Annotated in this window: 12 protein-coding genes; 6 read left to right on the top strand and 6 right to left on the bottom strand. The window is 70.4% G+C overall.

Annotation, left to right across the window (positions count from 1 at the left end):
- Positions 1-4 precede the first annotated feature (4 nt).
- The 4 genes from BLV72_RS47485 to BLV72_RS34675 are packed head-to-tail and all read right to left on the bottom strand — an operon-like array spanning position 5 to position 14,909.
- Positions 5-2,446: an SDR family NAD(P)-dependent oxidoreductase gene (locus BLV72_RS47485; RefSeq protein WP_143059825.1), complete on the bottom strand. Its 2,442-nt coding sequence runs from the start codon at positions 2,444-2,446 to the stop codon at positions 5-7.
- Complete coding sequence (locus BLV72_RS47490) at positions 2,446-4,572, bottom strand: type I polyketide synthase (protein ID WP_167746445.1); 2,127 nt, start codon at positions 4,570-4,572, stop codon at positions 2,446-2,448. The genes BLV72_RS47485 and BLV72_RS47490 overlap by 1 nt, the downstream gene beginning before the upstream one ends.
- Positions 4,506-14,222, bottom strand: coding sequence for a type I polyketide synthase (locus tag BLV72_RS50390; RefSeq protein ID WP_143059827.1), 9,717 nt, complete (start codon positions 14,220-14,222; stop codon positions 4,506-4,508). Before BLV72_RS50390 ends, BLV72_RS47490 begins: the two co-directional genes overlap by 67 nt.
- Positions 14,223-14,261: 39 nt before the next feature.
- Positions 14,262-14,909 carry a hypothetical protein gene (locus tag BLV72_RS34675; protein ID WP_093467326.1) on the bottom strand — a complete coding sequence of 216 codons (648 nt, stop codon included), beginning with the start codon at positions 14,907-14,909 and terminating at the stop codon, positions 14,262-14,264.
- A gap of 290 nt (positions 14,910-15,199) precedes the next feature.
- Here BLV72_RS34675 and BLV72_RS34680 point away from each other — a divergent pair, with 290 nt between their 5' ends.
- Positions 15,200-16,597, top strand: coding sequence for a M28 family metallopeptidase (locus BLV72_RS34680; protein ID WP_093467328.1), 1,398 nt, complete (start codon positions 15,200-15,202; stop codon positions 16,595-16,597).
- Between the two features lie 115 nt (positions 16,598-16,712).
- Here the strand turns inward: BLV72_RS34680 and BLV72_RS34685 are convergent, their stop codons facing one another.
- Entirely contained in the window at positions 16,713-18,716 is a 2,004-nt protein-coding gene (locus BLV72_RS34685; protein ID WP_244321150.1) for a M6 family metalloprotease domain-containing protein, read from the bottom strand.
- A gap of 461 nt (positions 18,717-19,177) precedes the next feature.
- Between BLV72_RS34685 and BLV72_RS34690 the strand changes: the two genes are divergently transcribed.
- On the top strand, positions 19,178-20,812 hold the full coding sequence (locus BLV72_RS34690) for an AMP-binding protein (RefSeq protein WP_093467331.1): 1,635 nt from the start codon (positions 19,178-19,180) through the stop codon (positions 20,810-20,812).
- 113 nt (positions 20,813-20,925) lie between these two features.
- On the opposite strand, the gene BLV72_RS34695 is transcribed toward BLV72_RS34690, so the two are convergent.
- A complete protein-coding gene (locus BLV72_RS34695; protein WP_093470722.1) occupies positions 20,926-21,294 on the bottom strand; it encodes an arsenate reductase family protein in 369 nt (122 codons plus the stop codon).
- 123 nt (positions 21,295-21,417) lie between these two features.
- On the opposite strand from BLV72_RS34695, the gene BLV72_RS34700 reads away from it, so the two are divergent.
- The 4 genes from BLV72_RS34700 (at position 21,418) to BLV72_RS34715 (ending at position 23,964) form a co-directional block, all read left to right on the top strand.
- Entirely contained in the window at positions 21,418-21,714 is a 297-nt protein-coding gene (locus BLV72_RS34700) for a hypothetical protein (RefSeq protein ID WP_093467332.1), read from the top strand.
- Positions 21,715-22,134: 420 nt separating this feature from the next.
- Positions 22,135-22,614, top strand: a complete 480-nt coding sequence (locus BLV72_RS34705) for a general stress protein (protein ID WP_093467334.1) — start codon at positions 22,135-22,137, stop codon at positions 22,612-22,614.
- Between the two features lie 97 nt (positions 22,615-22,711).
- Complete coding sequence (locus BLV72_RS34710; protein WP_244321151.1) at positions 22,712-23,215, top strand: hypothetical protein; 504 nt, start codon at positions 22,712-22,714, stop codon at positions 23,213-23,215.
- A 71-nt stretch (positions 23,216-23,286) separates the two neighbouring features.
- Positions 23,287-23,964, top strand: a complete 678-nt coding sequence (locus BLV72_RS34715; protein WP_093467337.1) for a DUF305 domain-containing protein — start codon at positions 23,287-23,289, stop codon at positions 23,962-23,964.
- Positions 23,965-24,006: the final 42 nt, after the last annotated feature.

Genomic DNA, 24,006 nt, shown 5'->3' on the forward strand with positions numbered 1-24,006 from the left:
GAGGTCAGCTCCCCTCGACGAGCCGCTCGCGCAGAAAGTCGGCCAGCTCCTTGGGGGTGGGGTGGTCGAAGACCAGCGTGGGCGGAAGGTCGAGACCGGTGGCGGCGGAGAGCCGATGCCCGAATTCGACGGCCGTGAGGGAGTCGAACCCCAGCTCCTGGAAGGGCTGGGCGGGTGGAACGGCATCGATGGCGGGGTGGCCGAGGATCGCCGCGGCATGCGTCTGGATGTGGTGGAGGAGAAGCTGATGCTGCTGGGTGGGAGTGCCGGTGGCCAGTTGCCGCTGAAGTGAACCGCTCACGGCCGCGGCGTCGTCCGGGGCGGCATCGACGCCCGGCGACGCGGCGGCGGCCAGGTCGGACAGCAGCGGGCTGGGCCGCTGTGCGGTGAAACCGGCCGGGAACCTCTCCCAGTCGATGTCCGCGATGGTGATCGTGGTGTCGTCGTGGTCGAGGGAGTGCTGGAGCGAGGCGATGGCGAGATCGGTGTCCAGGGGGCGCATCCCGCGCCGACGGTAATACTCGACGACGGCCTCGTCGGCGGCCATGCCCGCATCGCTCCACGGCGCCCAGGCGAGGCTGGTGGCGGGGAGTCCGCGGGCGCGGCGGTGCTCGGCGAGGGCGTCGAGATAGGCGTTGGCGGCGGCGTACGAAGGCTGTCGGCTCCCGCCCCACGCGGCCGCGCCGGACGAGAAGAGCACGAACGCGCTGAGGTCGAGATCCTCGGTGAGTTCATGGAGCAGGGCGGCCGCGAGCGCCTTGGGCCGCAGTACCGCCTCCATCCCCGGAAGATCCAGCTCGGTGAGCGGGGTGTTCTCCGCGATACCGGCGGCGTGGATGACGGCGGTGAGGGGGTGTTCCGCTGGGATGGTGTCGAGGAGGTGGTGGAGTGCGGTGCGGTCGGTGACGTCGCATGCGGTGATGGTGACGGTGGTGCCCAGGGTGGTGAGTTCTTGGGTGAGTTGGGTGGCGCCGGGGGCGTCGGGGCCGGATCGGCTGATGAGGTGGAGGTGGGGTGCGCCGTGGTGGGCGAGCCAGCGGGCGACATGGGCGCCGAGACCCCCGGTGCCGCCGGTGATCAGGGTCGTCCCGGTGGGGCGCCACGTGGTGGGTGCGGTGTCCGGGCAGGCGGCGCGCTCCAGCCGGCGGGCCAGGGCGGTGGAGCGGATGGCCACCTGGTCCTCCGGCTGCCCGGGCATCAGCACGGCGGCGATACGGGCGGGGGTGCGGCCGTCGACGACGGCCGGGAGGTCGAGGAGACCGCCCCAGAGATGCGGGTGTTCCAGCGCCGCGACCCGACCCATACCCCAGATCTGGGCCTGGTGCGGATGGGGGAGCGGATCGGTGGCGACGGCGGCCACCGCACCCTGAGTGACACACCACAGGGGCGCGACCGGCGCCGTCTGGCTGAGGGCCTGGACGAGCGCGGCCGTAGCGGCCAGTCCCATGGGGACGGCGGGGTGGTCGGGGTGGGGCGTCTGGTCGAGCGCGAGCAGACTCAGAATGCCCTCCGGTGTGCTGCCGTCGGGCAGATGCGAGACCAGTGGGGCAAGGCCGTCGCGCCGGGCGTCCGCGCCATCGACCGACCGAAGCTCATGGGCCGCGCCGTGCGCGTCGAGCGCTTGGACGGCGGCGTGGACGGCCGGGTGCTCCTCCAGTCCGGAGGGGACGAGCAGCAGCCAGGTCCCGCTGAGCGTCGGCGCGGTGGCGGGGTCCGGCAACTGCCTCCACGCGACGCGATAGCGCCAGGAGTCGATGGTGGACCGTTCGCGGTGCCGGCGCCGCCAAGTCGACAGTACGGGGAGCGCGGGCAACAGGGCATCGACGCCGGGGCTGTCCTTCTCCAGCTGGAGTGTGCTGGTGAGTGCGTCGACATCGAGCTCTTCGATGGCCTCCCAGAGCCTGGCCTCGGCCGGGTCGTGGCCGTTGGCATGAGCGTCGGCGCGCGGAGCGGGCGGGGCGAGCCAGTAGTGCTGGTGTTGGAAGGCGTAGGTGGGGAGGTCGATGGTGCGGGGGGTGGGGGTGGCGGGGTACCAGCTGGTCCAGTCGATGGTGGTTCCGCTGGTGTGGAGTTGGGCGAGGGTGTGGGTGAGGGCCTCTGTGTCGGGCCGTTTGTGGGTGAGGGTGGAGGTGGTGAGGGGTGTTGGGCGGTTGGTGGGGTTGCTCTGCTCGGTGTTGGTGGTGGTGTGGTGGTGGAGGGTGTGGTGGGTTGCGGTGGTGAGGATGGGGTCGGGGCTGAGTTCGAGATACAGGCTGGTGTGGGGTGCGGTGTGGGTGATGGCGGGGTGGAAGTGGACGGGTTGGCGGATGTGTTGGGTCCAGTAGTCGGGGGTGGTGATGTGGTGGTCGGCTGGTTGTCCGGTGAGGTTGCTGATGAGGGGGATGGTGGGTGGGTGGTAGGTGAGTTTGCTGATGGCTTCCTTGAAGGGGGCGAGGATGGGGTTCATCAGGGGGAGTGGAAGGCGTGGCTGACGGTGAGGGTGCGTGTTTTGCGGCCGCGTTCGGCCCACGAGTTGCTGATGTCGGTGATGAGGTCGATGGGGCCGGAGATGACGGTGTTGCCGGGGGTGTTGAGGGCGGCGATGCTCACTTGGCGGTCGTAGTGGGCCAGGTCCTCGGCGAGTTCGTCGGGGGTGGCGGTGATGGTGGCCATGCCTCCGCCCTTGGGGAGTCCTCCCATGAGGGTGGCGCGGGTGGCGACGAGGTGGCAGGCGTCGGGGAGGTCGAAGACTCCGGCGATGTGGGCGGCGGCGATCTCGCCGATGGAGTGGCCGATGACGGCGTCGGGGCGTACGCCGATCGAGTCGAGCAGTCGTGCCAGGGCGATGTGCAGGGCGAACAGTCCGGCTTGGGCGTAGGTGGTGTGGTCCAGCAGCGCCGCGTCTTCGGGGTCGTGGCTGAAGACCAACTCCCGCAGGGGGTGTTCCAGATGGGGATCGATGAGGGCGCAGACCTCGTCGAAGGCTTCGGCGAAGACGGGGAAGCGGTCATAGAGTTCGGCGCCCATGCCGGGGCGCTGGCTGCCCTGCCCGCTGAACAGGAACACGGTCTGCCCCACGGCCTCGGCGGCCTGTCCGGGGTTCACCAGACTCGGATGCGGTTCTCCGGCGGCCAGTGCTTCCAGCCCAGCCACCAGTTCGTCGCGGTCCTGGCCGATGACCACGGCTCGGTGGTCGAAGAGCGTCCTGGTCCGCAGCAGCGACCAGCCCACCTCGGCCGGTGTCATCTTGGGATCGCTGTTGATGTGCCCGGTCAAGGCTCGCGCCTGGCCCCGTAGCGCCGCCTCGCTCTGTGCGGAGATCACCCACGGAGCCACACCAGCGGCGTTCGATACCGGGGTGGGCTCGATCGGCTCGGGGGCCTGCTCAAGGATGAGGTGGGCGTTCGTACCGGAGATGCCGAAGGAGGAGATCCCCGCCCGCCGGGGCCGTTCGCCCTGGGGCCATGGGACGGGTTCGGTGAGCAGGCGCAGGTCGCCGGCGTTCCAGTCGACATGGGGTGTCGGTTCGTCGATGTGCAGCGTGGCGGGCAGCATCCCGTGGCGCATCGCCATCACCATCTTGATGACACCGGCCACTCCGGCGGCGGCCTGGGTGTGGCCGATGTTGGACTTGACGGAGCCGAGCCACAGCGGCCGGTCCTCCGGTCGGTCCTGGCCGTACGTGGCCAGCAGGGCCTGCGCCTCGATCGGGTCACCCAGCGTCGTGCCCGTACCGTGTGCCTCGACCGCGTCCACCTCGGACGGTGACAGCCGGGCGTTGGCGAGCGCCTGCCGGATCACCCGCTGCTGCGAGGGTCCGTTCGGTGCGGTCAGGCCGTTACTGGTGCCGTCCTGGTTGACGGCCGAGCCCCGGACGACAGCCAGCACCCGGTGGCCGTTGCGGCGCGCGTCCGACAGCCGCTCCAGCAGTACGAGACCGGCGCCCTCGCCCCACACCATGCCGTCCGCCGCAGCCGCGAACGGCTTGCACCGCGCGTCGGGCGCCAGACCGCGCTGGCGGGAGAACTCGATGAACGCGCCCGGGGTGGCCATCACCGTCACGCCGCCCGCCAGCGCCATCGTGCATTCGCCCTGCCGCAGCGCTTGGGCCGCCAGATGCATCGCCACCAGCGACGACGAGCACGCCGTGTCCACCGTCACCGCGGGCCCTTCGAGGCCGAACGAGTACGCCACCCGGCCGGACACCACGCTGCCGATATTGCCCGTGGCGACATAGCCTTCGACGTCGCTCGCCGTATCGCCGGTCAGGGACAGATAGTCCTGGGACGTCACCCCCGCGAACACTCCCGTATTGCTGCCTGCGAGCGTGTCCCGGTCCAGGCCCGCGTTCTCGAAGGTCTCCCAGGCGGTTTCCAGAAGCAGGCGCTGCTGGGGGTCCATGGCGACCGCCTCGCGCGGGCTGATGCCGAAGAACCCGGGGTCGAACTCGGCTGCCTGATAGAGGAAGCCGCCCTCCCGGACGTAACTCGTCCCCGCGCGGTCGGGGTCGGGGTCGTAGAGCGCGTTCAGATCCCAGTTGCGGTCGGTGGCATCTCCGCGATGGCATCGCGATGGGCGACGACCAGGTCCCACAGATCCTTCGAGGAGTGTGCGTCGCCGGGGTAGCGGCAGGCCATGCCGACGATCGCGATCGGCTCGTCCTGGGCGGCCGTGGTGGGGCTGTGAGCGGCGACGGCGACCTGCTGGCCCGTGAGTTCGGCGCGCAGGTACGTCGCGAGGGCGTTGGGCGTGGGGTGGTCGAAGACGAGCGCGGGCGCGAGGTCGATTCCGGTGGCGGTGGCGAGCTGGTTGCGCAGCTCCACGGCGGTCAGGGAGTCGAACCCGAGCTCCTGGAACGGCTGGGCGGGCGGAATGGCGTCCGGCCCGGAATGGCCCAGGATCGAGGCCGCGAGGGTCTGGATCCGTTCCAGCAGGAGTTGGTGCTGCTGCTCGGGGGTGCCGGCGGAGAGCCGCTGCTGGAGCGAGGTGCCGGCGGACGCGCCCGTCGATGCGCTGCTCGTTCGCTCGGTGGGGTTCTCGGTGGTCGTGATCAGGTCGTCGAGGAGCGGGCTGGGGCGCTGGGCGGTGAAGGCCGCCGGGAACTTCTCCCAGTCGATGTCCGCGACGGTGAGGGTGGTGTCACGGTGGTCCAGGGCGTGCTGGAGCGATGCCACGGCCATTTCAGGGCTCAGCGGAGACAGTCCACGTCGGCCGTAGAACGCGAGCGCCGTCTCGTCGGCGGCCATGCCCGCGTCGCCCCAGGGGCCCCAGGCGAGGCTGGTGGCGGGGAGTCCTCGGGCGCGGCGGTGCTCGGCGAGGGCGTCGAGGTAGGTGTTCGCGGCGGCGTAGGCGCCTTGCCGACTGCCGCCCCACGCGGCCGCGCCGGACGAGAAGAGTACGAAGGCGCTGAGGTCGAGCCCCTGCGTCAGCTCATGCAGATGAGCGGCGGCCAGGGCCTTGGGCCCGAGCACATGCTGCAGTCGCTCCGGCCCCAGATCGGCGATGAGCTCGGTGTCCGACGTTCCGGCGGCGTGGATGACGGCGGTGAGGGGGTGTTCCGCCGGGATAGTGTCGAGGAGGTGGTGGAGTGCGGTGCGGTCGGAGGCGTCGCATGCGGTGATGGTGACGGTGGTGCCCAGGGTGGTGAGTTCTTGGGTGAGTTGGGTGGCGCCGGGGGCGTCGGGGCCGGATCGGCTGATGAGGTGGAGGTGGGGTGCGCCGTGGTGGGCGAGCCAGCGGGCGACATGGGCGCCGAGACCCCCGGTGCCGCCGGTGATGAGCGTGGTACCCGTGGGCTGCCAGGTCCTGGGCGCGGTGGCGGGGGCACCGGCCCTACGGAGGCGCCGGGCGTAGCTGCCGGTGGCGCGGATGGCGGTCTGGTCCTCCGGTCGACCGGGGGCGAGCAGGGCGGCCAGACGGTCGGAGGTGTGGTGGTCGATGACGGTCGGGAGGTCGATCAGGCCACCCCAGCGGCGAGGGTGTTCCAGGGCCGCCGCGCGGCCCAGTCCCCAGGTCTGCGCCTGCCGCGGGCTCGGGAGCTGATCGCCGGGGCCGGTGGCGACGGCGCCCTGGGTGAGGCACCACAGGGGTGCCGGGATCTCGGCGCCGCCGAGGGCCTGGATGAGCACGGTGGTCGCGGCCAGCCCGGAGGGCACGGCGGCGTAGTCGGGATGCGGCTCCTCGTCGAGGGCGAGCAGGCTCAGCACTCCGGCGGGTTCGGCCTTTGAGGTGAGACGGGTGAGGTGGTCCGCCAAGGCGTCGCCATCGGCGGTGTGGGGGTCGAGCACATGGCGGAGCGGGGTGGCGCCGTGAGAGATCAGGGCCTGCTCGACGGTTGCCACGGCAGGATGGCCGGACTGACCGGAGGGGATGACCAGCAGCCAGGTGCCGGAGAGGGTCGGAGGCGTGGAGGGAGCGGAAAGGCGCTTCCATGTGGCCTGATACCGCCAGGAATTGATGACCGACTGCTCCCGGTGATGCCGCCGCCAGGCGGACAGCGTCGGGAGAACGGCGCTCAGCATGGGCTGCTGGTCCGCCGGTGAGTCGATGGTCGCCGCGAGCGCTTCCAGATCCTCCCGCTCCACCGCCTCCCAGAACTCCCGGTCGGCCAGGGCCGCCTCGGTGGGCGCCGGGTCCGAGGAGGAAGCCGACGACAGCCAGTAGTGCTGGTGTTGGAAGGCGTAGGTGGGGAGGTCGATGGTGCGGGGGGTGGGGGTGGCGGGGTACCAGCTGGTCCAGTCGATGGTGGTTCCGCTGGTGTGGAGTTGGGCGAGGGTGTGGGTGAGGGCCTCTGTGTCGGGCCGTTTGTGGGTGAGGGTGGAGGTGGTGAAGGGGGAGGGCCGGTCGGTGGTGTGGTGGTGGAGGGTGTGGTGGGTTGCGGTGGTGAGGATGGGGTCGGGGCTGAGTTCGAGATACAGGCTGGTGTGGGGTGCGGTGTGGGTGATGGCGGGGTGGAAGTGGACGGGTTGGCGGATGTGTTGGGTCCAGTAGTCGGGGGTGGTGATGTGGTGGTCGGCTGGTTGTCCGGTGAGGTTGCTGATGAGGGGGATGGTGGGTGGGTGGTAGGTGAGTTCGCTGATGGCTTCCTTGAAGGGGGCGAGGATGGGGTCCATCAGGGGGGAGTGGAAGGCGTGGCTGACGGTGAGGGTGCGTGTTTTGCGGCCGCGTTCGGCCCAGGTGGTGCTGATGTCGGTGATGAGGTCGATGGGGCCGGAGATGACGGTGTTGCCGGGGGTGTTGAGGGCGGCGATGCTCACTTGGCCGTCGTAGTGGGCCAGGTCCTCGGCGAGTTCGTCGGGGGTGGCGGTGATGGTGGCCATGCCTCCGCCCTTGGGGAGTCCTCCCATGAGGGTGGCTCGGGTGGCGACGAGGTGGCAGGCGTCGGGGAGGTCGAAGACTCCGGCGATGTGGGCGGCGGCGATCTCGCCGATGGAGTGGCCGATGACGGCGTCGGGGCGTACGCCGAGTGAGTTGAGCAGCCGCGCCAGGGCGATGTGCAGGGCGAACAGTCCGGCTTGGGCGTAGGTGGTGTGATCCAGCAACCTGGCACGCTCTGCATCAGTGTTGAGGACCACCTGCCGTAGCGGGTGTTCGAGATGCGGATCGATGAGGGCGCAGACCTCGTCGAAGGCTTCGGCGAAGACGGGGAAGCGGTCGTAGAGTTCGGCGCCCATGCCGGGGCGCTGGCTGCCCTGCCCGCTGAACAGAAACACGGTCTGCCCGGTCGCATCGCCAGTCGTCTCCCCGGGCCCCACCAGGCCCGGGTGCGGCTCTCCGGCGGCCAGTGCCTCCAGCCCCGCCACCAGCTCCTCACGGTCCTGGCCGATCACCACCGCGCGCTGGTCGAACAGTGTCCTGGTCCGCAGCAGGGACCAGCCCACCTCCGCAGGACTCACCCCCGGGTCGGCGTTCACCCGGGCGGCCAGTGCCCGTGCCTGGCCGCGTAGCGCCTCCGTACCGCGCGCCGAGACCACCCACGGCACCGGCCCGCCCACCGGCTCCGTCTCGACGGCTTCGACCGCCGCCGACGGCTCCTCGGGGGCCTGCTCCACGATGACATGCGCATTGGTCCCGCTGATGCCGAAGGAGGAGACCCCCGCCCGACGAGGATGTTCGTCCCCCGGCCACTCCCGCGCCTCGGTCAGCAGGTGGACTTCGCCCGCGTTCCAGTCGACATGGGGTGTCGGTTCGTCGATGTGCAGTGAGGCGGGCAGTACCCCATGCCGCATCGCCATCACCATCTTGATGACCCCGGCTACGCCTGCGGCGGCCTGGGTGTGGCCGATGTTGGACTTGATGGAGCCGAGCCACAGCGGATGTCCACTCCGCCGCTCCTGCCCGTACGTGGCCAGCAGCGCCTGCGCCTCGATCGGATCGCCGAGCGTGGTCCCGGTGCCGTGCCCCTCCACCACATCGACCTCTGAAGGCGACAGCCGCGCGTTGGCGAGCGCCTGGCCGATGACCCGTTGCTGTGAGGGCCCGTTCGGCGCGGTGAGGCCGTTACTGGTGCCGTCCTGGTTGACCGCGGAACCCCGGAGCACGGCCAGCACCTGGTGGCCGTTGCGGCGCGCGTCCGAGAGCCGCTCCAGCAGCAGCAGACCGGCGCCCTCGCCCCAGCCGGTGCCGTCGGCCGCCGATGCGAACGGCTTGCACCGGCCGTCGGCCGCCAGACCGCGCTGGCGGGAGAACTCGATGAAGGTGGTCGGCGTGGCCATCACCGTCACGCCGCCCGCCAGCGCCATTGTGCACTCGCCCTGCCGTAGCGCCTGGGCCGCCAGATGCATCGCCACCAGGGAGGACGAACACGCCGTGTCCACGGTCACCGCAGGGCCTTCGAGGCCGAACGCGTACGCCACCCGGCCGGACATGACACTCGGCGTACCGCCCGCGAGCAGATATCCCTCGACCTCCCGCGCCGAGGAGCTTCCGGAGGCGCCGTAGCCCTGATAGGTGCCGCCCGCGAAGACACCGGTGACGCTGCCTGCGAGCGTGTCCCGGTCCAGGCCAGCGTTCTCGAAGGTCTCCCAGGCGGTTTCCAGGAGCAGGCGCTGCTGGGGGTCCATGGCGAGCGCTTCGCGGGGGCTGATGCCGAAGAACGCCGCGTCGAACCCGGCCGCGCCGTGGAGGAAGCCGCCCTCGCGTGCATAGCTGGTGCCCAGACGCTCGGGGTCGGGATCGAAGAGGGTGTTCAGATCCCAGTCCCGGTCGGTGGGCATCTCCCCGACGGCGTCCCGGCCCGCGGCGACCAGCTCCCACAACTCCTCCGGTGAGCGCACGCCGCCCGGGTAACGGCAGGCCATGCCGACGATCGCGATCGGCTCGTCGTCAGCGGCCGCGGACGCCGTGTGGGTGGTGACGGCGGCCTTCTGCCCCGTCAGTTCGGTACCCAGATAGGTGGCGAGTGCATTCGGCGTCGGATGGTCGAAGACCAGCGCCGGGGCGAGCGGGAGGCCGGTGGTGGTGGCGAGCTGATTGCGCAGCTCGACCGCGGTGAGGGAGTCGAAGCCCAGCTCCTGGAAGGGCTGCGCCGGGGGAATGGCGTCCAGGCCGGGGTGACCGAGGATCGTCGCGGCCAGGGTCTGGATATGACGGACGAGGATCTGGTGCCGCTGCGAGGCCGGCGCCGCGCCGAGCTGCTGGCGCAACGGATTGTCGTCGGCGGTGTCCGTGGGCGTGGCGGGCTCGGCGGACGACGGCATCAGCCGGGTGAGGAACGGACTCGGGCGCTGCGCGGTGAACGTACTGCCGAACCTCGCCCAGTCGACATCCGCGATCGTGACGGCGGTGTCGTGGTGGGCCAGGGCGTGGTGCAGCGACGCGATGGCGAGGTCGGTGGGGAGAGGCGACAGACCGCGCCGCTTGAGGTGGGAGAGCGTGTGCTGGTCGGCGGCCATGCCTGCCTCGCCCCAGGGGCCCCAGGCAAGGCTGGTGGCGGGCAGGCCCCGGGTGTGGCGGTGTTCGGCGAGCGCGTCCAGGTAGGTGTTCGCGGCGGCGTAGGCGGCCTGTTGTCCGCTGCCCCAGGTGGCGGCGTTCGACGAGAAGAGAACGAAGGCCGTGAGATCGAGGTGCTGGGTGAGGTCGTGCAGATGAGCGGCGGCCAGGGCCTTGGACCGCAGAACGGACTGCAACCGCCCGGGATCCAGCTCGCTGATCTGCCCGAGTTCCATCGTGCCGGCGGTGTGGAAGACGGCGGTGAGGGGGTGTTCGGTGGGGACGGTGTCGATGAGTTGCCGGAGTGCGGCGCGGTCGGAGGCGTCGCAGGCGGTGATGGTGACGTCCGCCCCCAGAGCGGTGAGCTCCTCGCTGAGCTCGGACGCGCCGGGCGCATCGGGTCCGGAACGGCTGATGAGGTGGAGGTGGGGTGCGCCGTGGTGGGCGAGCCAGCGGGCGACATGGGCGCCGAGACCCCCGGTGCCACCCGTGATGAGCGTGGTCCCCGACGGCTCCCAGGGGGCGGGGGCGGTGTCGACGGCGGGCACACGGGTGAGGCGGCGCGCGTACGTTCCGGTGGTGCGGATGGCGGCCTGGTCCTCGGGCTGCCCGGGTACGAGAAGGGCTGCCAGCCGACCCGCGGTGTGGTGGGTCATGGTGGCGGGCAGATCGATGAGGCCGCCCCAGCGCTGCGGATGTTCCAGCGCGGCCACGCGGCCGAACCCCCAGATCTGCGACTGCTCGGGGTGGGGGAGGAGGTCGCTGCGACCGGTGGCCACGGCGCCTTGCGTCACGCACCACAGGGGCGCGCTGATGTCGGCATCACCGAGAGCCTGGAGAAGAGCGACGGTGGCGCCGAGCCCGGCGGGCACCGCGGAGTGGCCGACGAGCGGTTCCTGGTCGAGGGCGAGCAGGCTGATGACTCCGGAGGGCTCGGTCTCCTCGGTCTCCTCGGTCAGCCGGCCGAGGCGTTCGCGGAGCGTGGCGCGATCGACGTCATGAGCGTCGACCGCCAACGGGAGCGCCGTGGCGCCGTGCGCCCGCAGCGCCTGGACGGTGACCCGGACCGTCGGGTGCTCCTCCTGCTCGGCAGGGGCGACCACCAGCCAGGTGCCGGTCAGGGCCGGTGTGGCCGGGTCGGGGAGCTGCTGCCAAGTGGCCCGGTAGCGCCAGGAGTCGATGGTGGAACGTTCACGGTGCTGACGCCGCCAGGCGGACAGCACGGGGAGTGCGGGCAACAGGGCGTCGATGCCGCGGCCGTCCTTCTCCAGCTGGAGTGTGCTGGTGAGGGTGTCGACGTCCAGCTCTTCGATGGCATGCCAGAGCTGCGCCTCGGCCGAATCCTCGGCAGTCCCCTCGAAGCTCGTACGAGCGGCGGGCGGGGCCAGCCAGAAGCGCTGGTGCTGGAAGGCGTACGTCGGCAACCCGACCACCTGGGGCGCCGGGTCGGTGGGGAACCAACTGGTCCAGTCGACTTCCACGCCCGTGGTGTGCAGCCGGGCGAGGGCATGAGTGAGGGCCCGTTCCTCGGGCTGCTTACGGGTGAGGGCGGACGTGATCAGGGGCGTCGGCCGGTCGGTGGGGTTGCTCTGCTCGGTGTTGGTGGTGGTGTGGTGGTGGAGGGTGTGGTGGGTTGCGGTGGTGAGGATGGGGTCGGGGCTGAGTTCGAGATACAGGCTGGTGTGGGGTGCGGTGTGGGTGATGGCGGGGTGGAAGTGGACGGGTTGGCGGATGTGTTGGGTCCAGTAGTCGGGGGTGGTGATGTGGTGGTCGGCTGGTTGTCCGGTGAGGTTGCTGATGAGGGGGATGGTGGGTGGGTGGTAGGTGAGTTCGCTGATGGCTTCCTTGAAGGGGGCGAGGATGGGGTCCATCAGGGGGGAGTGGAAGGCGTGGCTGACGGTGAGGGTGCGTGTTTTGCGGCCGCGTTCGGCCCACGAGTTGCTGATGTCGGTGATGAGGTCGATGGGGCCGGAGATGACGGTGTTGCCGGGGGTGTTGAGGGCGGCGATGCTCACTTGGCCGTCGTAGTGGGCCAGGTCCTCGGCGAGTTCGTCGGGGGTGGCGGTGATGGTGGCCATGCCTCCGCCCTTGGGGAGTCCTCCCATGAGGGTGGCGCGGGTGGCGACGAGGTGGCAGGCGTCGGGGAGGTCGAAGACTCCGGCGATGTGGGCTGCGGCGATCTCGCCGATGGAGTGGCCGATGACGGCGTCGGGGCGTACGCCGAGTGAGTCGAGCAGCCGCGCCAGGGCGATGTGCAGGGCGAACAGCCCCGCCTGGGCATAGGTGGTGTGGTCCAGCAGCGCCGCGTCTTCGGATTCGCGGCTGAAGACCAACTCCCGCAGGGGGTGCTCCAGATGCGGGTCGAGAAGACCGCAGACCTCGTCGAAAGCCGCCGCGAAGGCGGGGAAGCGGTCGTAGAGTTCGGCGCCCATGCCGGGGCGCTGGCTGCCCTGCCCGCTGAACAGGAACACGGTCTGCCCCACGGCCTCGGCGGCCTGTCCGGGCCCCACCAGGCCCGGATGCGGTTCTCCGGCGGCCAGTGCTTCCAGCCCCGCCACCAGTTCGTCGCGGTGGCCGATGACCACGGCCCGGTGGTCGAAGAGCGTCCTGGTCCGCAGCAGGGACCAGCCCACCTCCGCAGCGCTCACCCCCGCATCGGCGTTCACCCGTGCGGCAAGCGCCCGGGCCTGGCCGCGTAGCGCCTCCGTACCGCGCGCCGACACCACCCACGGCACCGGCCCGCCCACCGACTCGACCGCGACCGGCTCCACCCCGACGGCCACCGCCTCCACCGCGACCGCCACCGGTTCCGCCCCGACCGCCCCCGGCTCCACCTCGGCGGCGACCGGCGCCACCGGCACCGGCGCCACCGCCACCGGCTTCACCGGCTCCACCCCGAGGTTCCCGAGCTCCGTCGCGGCCTCCTCGGGGGCCTGCTCCAGGATCAGGTGGGCGTTCGTCCCGCTGATGCCGAACGAGGACACACCCGCCCGGCGTGGATGCTCGCCTTGCGGCCACTCCCGCGCCTCGGTCAGCAGGTGGACATCGCCCGCGTTCCAGTCGACATGGGGTGTCGGTTCGTCGATGTGCAGCGAGGCGGGCAGTACCCCATGCCGCATCGCCATCACCATCTTGATGACCCCGGCCGCACCTGCCGCCATCTGCGCATGCCCGATGTTGGATTTGATGGACCCCAGCCACAGCGGACGTCCCTCGTCCCGCTCCTGCCCGTACGTGGCCAGCAGCGCCTGTGCCTCGATCGGGTCACCCAGCGTCGTGCCCGTGCCATGCGCCTCGACCGCGTCCACCTCGGACGGTGACAGCCGCGCGTTGGCGAGCGCCTGCCGGATCACGCGCTGCTGCGAGGGCCCGTTCGGTGCGGTGAGGCCGTTGCTGGCGCCGTCCTGGTTGACCGCCGTGCCCCGGATCACGGCCAGCACCTGGTGGCCGTTGCGGCGCGCGTCCGACAGCCGCTCCAGCAGCAGGACGCCAACGCCTTCGGCCAGGGTCATGCCGTCGCTGTTCGCCGAGAACGCCTTGGACCTGCCGTCCGGGGCGAGCCCCCGCAGCTCGCTGAAGCCGATGAACGGCGCCGTGGAGGACATCACGGCCACGCCCCCGGCCAGCGCCATATCGCATTCGCCCTGCCGGATCGCCTGGCAGGCAAGATGCATGGCGACCAGGGAGGAGGAGCAGGCGGTGTCCACCGTCACCGCGGCGCCTTCCAGACCGAGGGTGTACGCCACCCGGCCGGACACCACACTGGCGGAGTTGCCGATGGTGAAGTAGCCGGCCGAACCCTCGGGCACCTGGGAGGCGTCGGAGCAGTAGTCGAGGTGATCGCAGCCGATGAAGGTGCCGGTCCGGCTGCCTCGCAGCGACTCCGGGTCGACACCGGCGTGCTCGATGGCCTCCCAGGACGCCTCCAGGGCCAGCCGCTGCTGCGGGGCCATCCCGAGAGCCTCGCGGGGGCTGATGCCGAAGAACGTGGCGTCGAATCCCGCGGGGTCGTCGATGAAGCCGCCCTCGCGCGTATAGCTCGTCCCCGGGTGGTCCGGGTCGGGATGGAAGAGATTCTCCAGGTCCCAATTGCGGTCGGTGGGGAGTTCCGAGATGGCGTCCCGCTCGGTGGCGACCAGTTCCCACAGCTCTTCGGGGGACCGTACGCCTCCGGGAAAGCGGCAGGACATTCCCACGATCGCGACCGGCTCATGCCCCGCGGATTCGGCATCCTTGAGACGGCGCTGCGTCTGCCGGAGATCCGCCGTCACCCGCTTCAGATAGTCGAGCAGCTTCTCTTCATTGCTCGCCATGGTCGGCCACCCCCACTTCCCTCGGTCCGGAACTGAACGCTATTGGCGGCGGCAGTCGTAACTGCCGTGCAAGGTACTTCCATCGGGGAAGGTGAAACTCGTGGAGTTCTTGAAATGCCCTCGACCGAGCACCTGGTAGTCATCCATGAGGTCCAGCTTCACGCCCGATGTCTGTCCCGTGGCATTCGGTGTGATCACCTGGGTGAGGGGGCCCTTGAATATCAGGTGGCCGTCCTTCCAGCCGGACGAGATGTAGTTTCCGGAGGAACCCCAGTTGTCGTGGTACTGGTTGATGAATTTCCCGTCGACGGGATTCCAGCCGAAGGTCGAACGGCCGACCACGTTTCCGGGTTCGAGGGTGGCGTCCGTGTAGAAGTAATGCCCGCCCATCGCCCGCCTGGTGGTCAGCTTCAGCACCGCCGCCGTGCCGCCCGGCGGTGGGGTGTACTCGCAGGTGTACGAACCGAGCAGAAAGTCGAGATCCCGGATCTGCGGGGGAGCGGGAAGTGGATTCCTGCCGCGCGGCGGTTTCGCTCTGCTATCGGGCTCGGCGTTCACCGGGGAGACGGTGAGCGAGATCAGGCTCACGGCGGCCACGCCCACGACACCGGCCGGGACGCGCCGGATCCACTTCCTCCGCCGGGCCGTGCCATCCGGTTCCCGTTCCTCTGACTTCTCGGCGCGCACACTCGACTCCCAACCGTCAATCGGGCACTGACCTGCGGCTGAGCCGCCTGCCGGGCGACCAGTCCGGATACGGCGACCATCATTTGCGCCGTCGCCAAAGTGGGTCTAACGCCCGGCTTGGCCTCCTCCCAGACGCGAACCGCTTGATACGAACCGCTCGATACGAACCGATGGATACGAACCGAGACGGAAAGGGCCCCCGCGAAAAGAGGCGCACTGGCATCGCGTTAGCCCAGCTTTAGCCCGCTCATCGAGCATGAATCCGGACCGTGGCGATGAGGAGGATGACGATGAGCGGCTGGCCGGCGCTGGAGAAGTACCTCGATCGGGCACCCACGTCGAAGGAGATGATGGCCTGGATCGAACTGATCGTCAGCCAGGGCATTCGCCGGGCGGGCTATCCGGCCGACGGCTGGACCGAGGAGTGGGCCGCGGAACAGTTCCGGGAGACCGGGCTGGCGGACGTGCGGCTGGAGCCGCTGGACACGCCCATCTGGCGGCCGCGGTCCGCCGCCTTCGAGATCTGGCCCACCGGCCGCCCCGATGAGGCCGTCCGCTTCGAGGGACTCGCCCTGCCGTACACCACCCCGACCGAGGGCACCGAGGGCCCGCTGGTGCGGATGGAGGACGGGGAGGTGCGCGGCTCCATCGCGGTCCAGGAGATCGGCTTCACGCGGCTGCCGCAGACCGAGGTGCAGGCCCGGGCCACCGGCTCCTACGACCCCGAGGGCGTGTTCCCCGACCTCGTCCAGACCGTGCCGTTCGACCTTCCCCATGTGCTGGACTTCGACATCGCCATCAAGGACGGTGCCACGGCCTACGTCGGGCTGCTCACCGGACTGCCCTGGGAGACCAGCGACTTCTACTGGCCCTATGACGCCGAACGGCGCCCCATCCCCGGCATCTGGCTGAGTGGCGAGGACGGGCAGCGGGTCCGCGAGCTGATGGCGTCGGGGGAGTGCGAGGGCCGGATCGTCTCCGACGCCACCATCACCGAGGAGACCACCCACAATGTGGTGGGCACCCTGCCCGGCGCCTCCGACCACTGGCTGATCATCGGCTCACACCACGACGGCCCCTGGGCGTCGGCCGTGGAGGACGCGTCCGGGGTCGCGCTCGTGCTGGCGCAGGCCAAGTTCTGGGCGTCCGTGCCCCAGGAGCTGCGACCGCACAACATGCTGTTCGTGCTGACGTCCGGCCATATGGCGGGCGCCGCGGGCACACAGGCGTTCATCGCGGCGCACCCGGAGCTGTTTCCGCAGGTCGTCCTCGAAATGCATCTGGAACACGCGGCACGCCAGGCGGTGGTGGTCGACGGGGAGGTCGTGCCCACCGACGACCCCGAGGTGCGCTGGTGGTTCACCACCCAGGCGCCCCGGCTGGAGGAGCTGGTGGCCGAGTCCCTCGCGGCGGAGGACCTGCGCCGCTCCTGGATCCTGTCGCCGACCGCCTTCGCGCCGAACCCGGCCACCGACGGCGCCTACTTCTACTACACGGGTGTGCCACTGGTGCAGCTGATCACCACGCCCATGTACATCTTCGATCCGCGGGACACCCCGGACAAGGTGGACGAGCAGAGCCTGGTGCCACTCACCAAGGGGGCGGCACGGATCATCGCCGGTACGGCCGGCTGTGAGCCCGACACCCTCCGGGTGCCGATCCAGACCCCGGGGGACGAGACGGAGTAAAGCCACCGAGCCCCGACGGCCCGCGGAGCGGACAGCAGCGACGGCCCGCCGTATGCCGGCGGGCCGTCACCCGTTTCACACGTCACCTGTCACACGTCACCTGTCACCCATCGCCCTACCGGCGGCTCGACAGCCGGCACATGGCCTTGGCGGTGCGGTGCGGATCGCTTTCCGAGCGGGCGGTGAGCATCACCGCCCCCTGCCGTGTGGCGCCCTTCTTCGCGGCCACGGCCACCTCGACATCCACCGATTCACCGGCCTTTGCGGTGGCGAGACGGTTGGGCAGCCACGCGGACCAGCCCCGGCCGACGGCCCTCGCCGACAGCCGGTAGACATCCGAGTCCACCGAAGTGGCCGCCGACTCGGCCCGGTTGCCCGTAGCGCGTCCGGTGTTGTCGAGGCCGAAGGTGCACACGGCCCGGGAGAGGGCGGCGTCCCCCTTGGCCTCGCCGCGGTGGAGGGCCAGTCCGCGGCGCTGCGGTCCCGCGCCGTCGAGGGACTTCACGGCGATGGTGTACGAAAGCACTCCGGACCGGTCGCGCTTGAGGCCGAGCACATAGAAGTGCAGCCGGTTGGCCCGGTCGATGTACTCGTACTGGCTGCCTGAGTCGGCTCCGGCGTGGAAGAGCGCATCGCTGAGCTGCCGGTAGTCGCCCATGGTGATCTTCTGGGTGGTGTCGTCGGGGCGCTGGAAGTCCACCAGGTCGATGTCCTCGGGATGCGCGTCGACCACCCAGGCGAACGGCGCCCGGTCCTTGTTCTTCGTCTTGGTGAGCAGCACCCCGTGATCCGGGGTGAACGAGTCCATGCCCATGCGGTCGACGATCTCGACCGTGTAGTTGTCGTAGCCACCGCCGTCGCACAGCGGGTCGGTGGCGTTGTCGCAGGACGGCGAGAGATCGCGGCCCAGGGCGATGTTGACCCCGGAGAGCCCCTTCTCACCCGGTGGCGCCGAGCGTGCGGTGACCCGGGCGACGACGAGGCCGGAGCTCTTCAGGGCGTCGCGGTCCAGCCGCAGGACGTTCTTCTCGTCGACGATCCCGAGCTTCAGCTTGTCGCGCAGCACATGCTGGGAGCCCATCGAGCCCCCGGCGGTGGCGGGGATCTGCCAGCGGGTGTGCGGCCCGCCGGGGCCGTTGAACGAACCGCGGGAGAGCATGCCCCAGATACCGGTGTACGAACGGCTGAGGGGCGTGCCGTACGGGTTGTTGTAGTTGTCCCCGATGCCCAGGATATGGCTGAGTTCATGGGCGTACACGGCCATGCCGGAGCTCTCGGCCTGCACCGACGACCCGTCGGCGGCGTTGGGCCAGATACGGGCGGCGGACTGCCAGGACGTCCACGGCACATAGCGGGTCCGGGCGGAATTGTCGCCCGCGGTGGCCGGTGGTCCCCAGTCGGCGGGTATGTCCGCCGCGCTCGGGAACTTCATCTGGCCGAACTCCTGCCAGGTGGACGACTCGTCCTGTCCGGCCGTGAGGTAGAAGACGAAGTCGAACGAGTCCGCCTTGTCGGCGCCGACATCGGACACCCAGGCGGCCTTGCCGTCGGCCCGGATGTCCTGGTCGCAGGTGTCCCCGGCCGGGCAGGCGCCCGGGTTCATCGAGTCCTCGACGCCGTACTGATAGGACTTGCCCGGCATGCGGTACACACCGAAGGCGGTCAGATCGACACCGATGCGGCCGCCGGAGTCCTCCATCCAGTACTCGTTGATGGTGTGACCGTTGTTCAGCGGCCCTGGTGTGTTGAGGAAGTCCTGGTAGAAGCGCGGGAGGCGGTCGCGGGGGATATCGGACGCACTGGCCTGGGGATTGCCGAAGAGGGTGGATCCGGCCGGGCGGCTGACCGTGAACTCCTCGTCCGGATAGTCCAGGAGCACCAGCGCACCCTTGAAGGTGCGCTGTGTGGGTTTGACGTCGGGGTCCGCCCAGCGCGTTCCGGGGACCGCACGGTAGTCGGCCCAGGTCATGTCGTCGGGGTTGCGCCACTGCTGCGGGTCGATCGGCCGCACCAGCGAGGGATGGGCGGAGCCGGCCGACGGCGTGTCATCGGGGGTGGCCCGCGCGGGTCCGGCGGCGATGGCCGCGGCGGTGGCGAGGACCGTGGCGACGACGGTCAACCGGCCGACGGGTCTTCGGAGGAGTAACAAGGCTCACCTCGTGTCGGGCGTCTTGGAGCTCAGACATGACAAGCCGTACAGGCGGTATGCCTACCGCTGCCCAAAGGTAAGGCGGGGAAAGAGGGGGCGCCAGAGTGCGTCGGTGACGGACGGGGCCATCGTCCGCCGGTTGCGCCGCGGGCTCCGCATCGGCTCCGCACCGACTCCGCTCCGGCTCGCGGAGGCCGTCCCGGTCTCCGGTACCGGAGGACGGCTGCCGGACCGGCGGGAAAGCGCGATAGCGTGTACAGGCCAACGGGAGCTGCCGCCTGGGACTTCGGCTCAGCGCAACCCGGGAACAGCCCACCCCGGAAGGCGAGATGCGCCCGCGCCCCCGAGGTGCGTCCGCACTCGCCCGAAGCCGGGCACCGACCCTGTCTCCCGTCCGGCGCGATTCGTGGATACCAGCACTAGGAGCCCTCTTGACCAGCCCGGAACAGCGCATGGCTGACCTGCTCAAGACCTTCGGTGAGCCCGCGGCGAACACCGCGTACCTGCTGTGCGACAGGCACCCGGACGACGCCGTCGCGTTCACTGTGGTGGGCAAGGACCTGACCGGCCACGACATGACGTACAGGGAGCTGCGTGACCGTTCGTCGCGTATGGCCGGTGCCCTGGCCGCCCTGGGCGTCGGAGTGGGCGACCGCGTCGCCACTTTGATGGGCAAATCAGCCGACCTGCTGGTCGCCAGCCTTGCGATCTGGCGGCTCGGGGCCGTCCAGGTGCCGCTGTTCACCGCGTTCGCCCCGCCGGCCATCGCGCTGCGGATCGCGGGCGACGCCACCAAGGTCGTGATCAGCGACGCCGACCAACGCCCCAAGCTGGATCCGGAGTCGGGCTTCCCCGGCGAGCGCCCCTGGCGGATCGTCACCACCGGGCCCGTCACCGGGTCCGACCTGTCCTTCGCGGAACTGGCCGAGGGAGACGCCACGCTCCCCGAGCCGGTGGCCGTGGGCGGCGACGGGCTCATCGTCGAGCTGTTCACCTCGGGTACCGCGGGCACCCCCAAGGCCGTCCCGATTCCGCTGCGGGCCGTCGCGGGCTTCGCGATGTACCAGCAGTTCGGCCTGGACCACCGGCCCACCGACGTCTTCTGGAACGCCGCCGACCCCGGCTGGGCGTACGGCCTGTACTACGCGCTCATCGGGCCGCTCGCCCTCGGGCAGCGCGCGCTGCTGCTGAGCGGCCTGTTCTCCGCGGAGTCCACCTGGGAGGTGCTCTCCCGCTTCGGGGTCACCAACTTCGCCGCCGGGCCCACCGTCTACCGCAAACTGCGCGCCTCCGGCATCCCCGCCCCCGGCGATCTGCGGCTGCGCTGCTGCTCCGCCGCGGGCGAGCCGCTGCCCCCGGACGTCGTCGACTGGACGCTCGAGACACTCGGTGTCCCCGTGCGCGACCACTACGGCTCGACCGAGCTGGGCATGGTGATCGCCCACGCCTGGCACCCGGCCCTGCGCGACGACATCAAGCGCGGCTCCATGGGCCGTCCGCTGCCCGGCTGGGGGGTGAAGGTGCTGCGCGAGGACACCAACTCCGCGCTGGCCCGCGTGGACATCCCCGGCCGGGTCGTGGTGGACATCGAGGACAGCCCGCTGATGTGGTTCAAGGGCTACCGCGACGCCCCCGAGCAGACCGCCGAGAAGTTCAGCCCCGACGGGCACTGGTTCTACACCGGGGACACCGCCTCCCGCGACGAGGAGGGCCATCTGTTCTTCTCCGGGCGCGGCGACGACATCATCCTGATGGCGGGCTACCGCATCGGCCCCTTCGAGGTGGAGACCGTGCTGCTGGAGCACGCCGCGGTGGCGGAGGCCGCCGTCGTCGGCGTACCGGACGAGGAGTACGGCGAGGTCGTGGAGGCGTTCGTCGTGCCGCGTCCCGGGACGGAGGCGGGCGACGGGCTCGTGGCCGAGCTGCAGCAGCTGGTCAGGGAGCGGTACGCCAAGCACGCCTATCCGCGGAACGTCCACTTCGTCGCCGAGCTGCCGAAGACCTCCAGCGGTAAGACACAGCGGTTCCTGCTGCGTCCGCAGCAGCCCTCGCCCCGGCGCCGCTGAGCCGCCTCCCGCGCCGAGGCGGCCTCCGCGCACGCCCCGGAGCCGTACCGCGCGACGCCCCGGAGCCCCGTGTCGCAGCACGGGGCGCCGGCGCCTCGTGACCACGCCTTGAGTCACTCCCGGGACCGGGACATCGCCTCCCGCACCGCCTCCTCCGTGCGCCCCACCACGGCCGTGCCGTCGTCCGCCGTGATGATGGGCCGCTGGATGAGCTTGGGGTGCTCGGCGAGCGCCGCGATCCAGCGGTCCCGTGCGCTCTCCTCGCGCGGCCAGTCCTTCAGCCCCAGCTCCTTCGCGGCCGCCTCCTGGGTGCGGGTGATGTCCCACGGCTCCAGCCCGAGCCGGCCGAGCACCTCGCGGATCTCGTCCTGGCTCGGTACGTCTTCGAGATAGCGGCGGACGGTGTACCCGGCCCCCTCCGCGTCCAGCAGGGTGAGCGCGCCACGGCACTTCGAGCATGCCGGATTGATCCAGATCTCCATGCCGTACACGGTATCGCGAGACCGCCTCGTAAATGGCGCCTGACCAGGGGCCTTTGTCAGTGCCCGGCCGTAGAATAGAGGCAGTTGAAGGGAAGGTTTCCCGACCATCTCAGGAGGCTGCCGATGGCCGTTGCCGCACCCCCTCTTCAAGAGCTGCCGAGCTTTCCGACCCTGCCGAAGAAGCGGATGCCCGCCGGGCGTCCGCGTGAGTGGTACGAGTCCCACAACCGCCGTCTGAAGGCCATGCGTCTGGCCATCGCGCTGCTCAACTCCGGTGTCTACCGCCCCGAGCAGGCGTCCAACCGCAAGATACGCTCCACGGCCGCCCGGATCGGAGTGCATCCGCCCTCCGACATCACCTGCCGGATGGTGCGCTCCCTCATCCGCACCGATCACACCGACCGCCCCGCCCGCAGCTAGAACCGCCGGCCCGCCGCGCCTCCTCGGAGCGCGGCGGGCCCGGCCCGACGGCGCGCGGTCACCGCGTCAGCGTCAGCCGTACCCGCAGCTGTGATCACTGTCAACGGTTAACCGAAAACGGATAACGGTTTCCCGGGCGGGGGAGCGCCCCATGCCCCCGACAGCGCGAAAGGAAACGGCTCCTTCCAAGAATGGCGCGGCCCTCGTGCCCGGTGGGAAATGAAGGGCGAAGAGTGGCAGGGAGAAGGGCGAAGAGGGCCGGGGAAATGTTCCGCGGATAGCCGCGCCGGCGTTCCGGATATCCGGCGGCGCGGGCCCTCCTCGGAGGTTCCGCCGCTTTCCCTCGCTGCTCGCCGCCGCCTCTCCCGTTGCGAGGGGGCAGGCGCGGGCGCACGCTCTCCTTGACGGAGGGAGGCGGCGATGACCCAGCAACCGCCGTCGGAGGTGGTCGACCGCCCGGTCGTCGGCTCGTTTCCGACCTACGCCGGCGCCCAGCGCGCGGTCGACTTCCTTTCCGACAACAAGTTTCCGGTGGAACACATGGCGATCATCGGTTCGGACCTCCGGATGGTCGAGACGGTGCTCGGGCGGATGACCAGGGGCCGTGCGGCGCTGGCGGGGGCCGGTACAGGCGCCTGGTTCGGACTGCTGGTCGGGCTGCTGCTGACCGTGTTCGCCGCCGGGGCCAATAATGTGATCGTGCTGCTGGTGAGCGGTCTCGTCTACGGCGCGGTGTTCGGCGCGATCTTCGGATTCGTCGGGCATGCCATGACCCGCGGGCAGCGCGATTTCTCGTCCCGCAGCCAGATCGTGGCCGCGCGCTATGACGTGGTCGCGGACGCCGAGGTCGCCGATGAGGCGAAGAACATGCTGGCCAGGCTCGCGATGCAGGAGAGCTGAGCGACTTCCGAGGGTCCTCCGGGGGCCGGTGCACGTACTAACGGAATTAGGAGTAGGGTGTGGCTCCGAGAGATCACACCGACCCCGAGGAGCGACGGTGAACACCGGCAGGAGTATGCGCGCGGACGGAGTCCTTCCGCGGCTCCTGCTCGTCGTCGTGCTCGCGCTCGGTGTTTTCGTCATGCACACCCTGGGCCATCCCGCCGGCGGATCCGGTCCGGGTGGGAGCGCCTCGGCACACCACGCCTTCGGTGAGCCGCGCCCCGCGCCGTACGGCGGTGACCGCGACGGCGGTACGGCCGCCATCGGCTCCGGGCCGCATCGGGCCGCGCCCGCCCCGTCCGTCGCGGCCGCGCATGCGCCGGCCGTACCCGAGACAACGCCACACACAAAGCCACGCGCACCCATGACCGGGATGGACATGGCCTCGCTGTGTGTCGCGGTGCTCGGCGTCTGGGTGCTCGGAGTGCTCCTGCGCGCGGTGCTCGCCCGCCGCGGCGGTCCCTCGCTGAGGCTCCCCGTGACGTCGGCCGTCGTCGCACGGCCCGACCCTCCGTCACGTGGACCCGACCTCACTGCCCTATCTGTTCTGCGGATTTAGGCCGAACCGCGCGCAAAGCGCCGGTACGCCCCATGGAACAGTCAACACTTGGCAAAAAGAGGTATATCGACATGACCGCATTCACGCATGTCCCGCGTCGGCCGCTCCATCGCCGTCTCGCGTTCGTGGGCGCCGTCGCCGCCGGAGGGCTGCTGCTCGCCGGCTGTGGCGGGAGCGACGACAAGAAGGGCATGGACCACACGAGCACGAAGGAGTCCACCGCCTCCGAGGCAACCACGGGCTCCGCTGCGGGCACGTTCAACGACGCGGACGTCCGCTTCGCGCAGATGATGATCCCGCATCATGAGCAGGCCCTCGCGATGGCCGCACTGGCCGACGACCGGGCCTCGGACGCGCGGATCACGAGCCTGGCGGGGCAGATCGAGAAGGCGCAGGACCCGGAGATCGCCACCCTGAAGTCCTGGCTCAAGGGTTGGGGCAAGCCGGAGAAGCCGTCATCGGGCGGTATGGACGGCATGGATGGCATGGAGCATGGTTCAGGCGGTAAGAGCGGTATGGGTGGAATGATGTCCAAGGAGGACATGCGGAAGCTCGAGGCCGCCAAGGGGCCTGCCTTCGACCGCGCCTTCGCGAGCATGATGATCGACCATCACCGGGGCGCGATCGCCATGGCGAAGGGCGAGAAGAAGAACGGGCATAACGCCAAGGCGAAGAAGCTCGCCGACGGCGTCGTCAAGAACCAGTCCACCGAGGTCGCCACCCTGCGAACCCTCCTCGACCGGCTCTGATCCGCATCGAGTCCCGCCGCTCCGGGCCGCGCGGTCCCTCCG

The organism is Streptomyces melanosporofaciens (assembly GCF_900105695.1).
Taxonomy (GTDB): domain Bacteria; phylum Actinomycetota; class Actinomycetes; order Streptomycetales; family Streptomycetaceae; genus Streptomyces; species Streptomyces antimycoticus.

What these genes read in the sequence shown, in the direction of transcription:
- BLV72_RS34680 (WP_093467328.1), top strand. Translation starts at nt 15,200, where the DNA reads ATGAGCGGCTGGCCGGCGCTGGAGAAGTACCTCGATCGGGCACCCACG.
- BLV72_RS47485 (WP_143059825.1), bottom strand. Translation starts at nt 2,446, where the DNA reads ATGAACCCCATCCTCGCCCCCTTCAAGGAAGCCATCAGCAAACTCACC.
- BLV72_RS34715 (WP_093467337.1), top strand. Translation starts at nt 23,287, where the DNA reads ATGACCGCATTCACGCATGTCCCGCGTCGGCCGCTCCATCGCCGTCTC.
- BLV72_RS34695 (WP_093470722.1), bottom strand. Translation starts at nt 21,294, where the DNA reads ATGGAGATCTGGATCAATCCGGCATGCTCGAAGTGCCGTGGCGCGCTC.
- BLV72_RS50390 (WP_143059827.1), bottom strand. Translation starts at nt 14,222, where the DNA reads ATGGCGAGCAATGAAGAGAAGCTGCTCGACTATCTGAAGCGGGTGACG.
- BLV72_RS34700 (WP_093467332.1), top strand. Translation starts at nt 21,418, where the DNA reads ATGGCCGTTGCCGCACCCCCTCTTCAAGAGCTGCCGAGCTTTCCGACC.
- BLV72_RS34705 (WP_093467334.1), top strand. Translation starts at nt 22,135, where the DNA reads ATGACCCAGCAACCGCCGTCGGAGGTGGTCGACCGCCCGGTCGTCGGC.